At 64.4% G+C, this 2,276-nt stretch carries 1 protein-coding gene; it reads left to right on the forward strand.

Translation table 11 applies throughout. The annotated features are described in order from the left end of the window. A partial coding sequence (gene dnaE, locus EOA24_RS34830; RefSeq protein WP_127410641.1) for a DNA polymerase III subunit alpha occupies positions 1-2,276 on the forward strand: 2,276 nt, incomplete at both ends.

The following is a 2,276-nucleotide window of genomic DNA, read 5'->3' on the forward strand; positions in this document are numbered from 1 at the left end:
TGCCAATCTCGTGCGGCTGATCAGCAAGGTCTATCTAGAGACGCCGCCCGGCGAGCCGGTGCACCTGACCAGCGCCATGCTGGAAGGCCGGTCCGATGGGCTGATTTGCCTGACCGGCGGCCCGCGCGGTCCGATCGGCAGCGCGCTCAAGGCGGACCGGCGCGACCTTGCCGAACAGCGGCTGCTGTTCCTCAAGGGCCTGTTCGGTGACAGGCTCTATGTCGAGCTGGAGCGGGTCGCCGGCTACGACCGCATGGTCGAAAAGTCGACGGTCGACCTAGCCTACACGCACGACCTGCCGCTGGTCGCCACCAACGAGGCGTTTTTCTCCAAACGCGAGGACTATGAGGCGCATGATGCGCTGATCGCCATCGCAGAGGGATCGGTGGTCGCCGCGGACAATCGCCGGCGGCTTTCGCCGGACAATTTCCTGCGCAGCCAGGCCGAGATGGCGCGGCTGTTCTCGGACCTGCCGGAAGCGATCGACAACACGGTCGAGATCGCGATGCGCTGCTCCTACTATCCGAAGAACCGCAGCCCGATCCTGCCGCGCTTCACCGGCGCCGACGCGGCCGACAAGGACGCGGCGGAAAAGGCGGAAGCCGCAGAGCTTGCCCGCCAGGCGCGCGAGGGGCTGGAGGCGCGGCTTGCCGCGCACGGCCCGACGCCGGGCTACACGGTCGAGCAATATCGCGAGCGGCTCGAATTCGAGCTCGGCATCATCGAGAAGATGAAGTTTCCGGGCTATTTCCTGATCGTCGCCGACTTCATCAAATGGGCCAAGTCGCAAGGCATTCCCGTCGGCCCGGGGCGCGGTTCGGGCGCCGGTTCGCTGGTCGCCTATTCGACCACCATCACCGATATCGATCCGCTGCGCTTCTCGCTGCTGTTCGAGCGCTTCCTTAACCCCGACCGCGTCTCGATGCCGGACTTCGACATCGATTTCTGCCAGGACCGGCGCGAGGAGGTCATCCGCTACGTCCAGCAGAAATACGGCCGCGACCAGGTCGGCCAGATCATCACCTTCGGAACGCTGCAGGCGCGAGCGGTGCTGCGCGACGTCGGCCGCGTGCTGCAGATGCCTTACGGCCAGGTCGACAAGCTCTCCAAGATGGTGCCGCAAAACCCGGCCAATCCGGTCAAGCTGGCGGATGCCATCGCCAACGAGCCGCGCTTCGCCGAGGAGGCGGAAAAGGAGCCGATCGTGCAGACGCTGCTCGATACGGCGCAGAAGCTCGAAGGCCTCTACCGCCATGCCTCGACGCATGCCGCCGGCATCGTCATCGGCGACCGGCCGTTGTCCGAGTTGGTGCCGATGTACCGCGATCCGCGCTCGGACATGCCGGTCACCCAGTTCAACATGAAATATGTCGAGCAGGCGGGTCTGGTGAAGTTCGACTTCCTCGGCCTGAAGACGCTGACCGTGCTGGAAACGGCGGTGAAGCTCATCCGCCGGCGCGGCGTCGACATAGACCTTGCGCGCATTCCGCTCGACGACAAAGAGACTTACTCGATGCTGTCGCGCGGCGAGGTCGTCGGCGTGTTCCAGGTTGAAAGTGCCGGCATGCGCAAGGCGCTGATCGGCATGCGACCGGACTGCATCGAGGACATTATCGCGCTGGTGGCGCTCTACCGTCCCGGCCCGATGGAGAACATCCCGACCTACAATGCCAGAAAGCATGGCGAGGAGGAGATGGCCTCGATCCATCCCAAGATCGATCATCTGGTGAAGGAGACGCAAGGCGTCATCGTGTACCAGGAACAGGTGATGCAGATCGCGCAGGAACTGTCCGGCTATTCGCTCGGCGAAGCCGACCTTCTGCGCCGCGCCATGGGCAAGAAGATCCGCGCCGAGATGGACAAGCAGCGCGAGCGCTTCGTGTCCGGCGCGGTCGAGCGCGGCGTCTCCAAGCCGCAGGCCGACTTCATCTTCGATCTCCTGGCGAAGTTCGCCGACTACGGCTTCAACAAGTCGCACGCGGCGGCCTACGCTGTCGTCTCCTACCAGACCGCCTATCTCAAGGCGCATTATCCGGTCGAGTTCCTGGCGGCGTCGATGACGCTCGACATGAGCAACACAGACAAGCTGGCCGACTTCCGCCAGGATGCCATGCGCCTCGGCATCGAGGTGGTGGCGCCGTCGGTGATGACCAGCTTCCGCCCGTTCGAAGTGGGTGAAAACAAGATCTTCTATTCGCTGGCGGCGCTGAAGGGCGTCGGCGACGCGGCGGTTGAGCATATCGTCGCCGTGCGCGGCGAGAAGCCGTTCAAGAACC

This window comes from Mesorhizobium sp. M2A.F.Ca.ET.039.01.1.1 (assembly GCF_003998035.1).
In the GTDB taxonomy this organism is placed as follows: domain Bacteria; phylum Pseudomonadota; class Alphaproteobacteria; order Rhizobiales; family Rhizobiaceae; genus Mesorhizobium.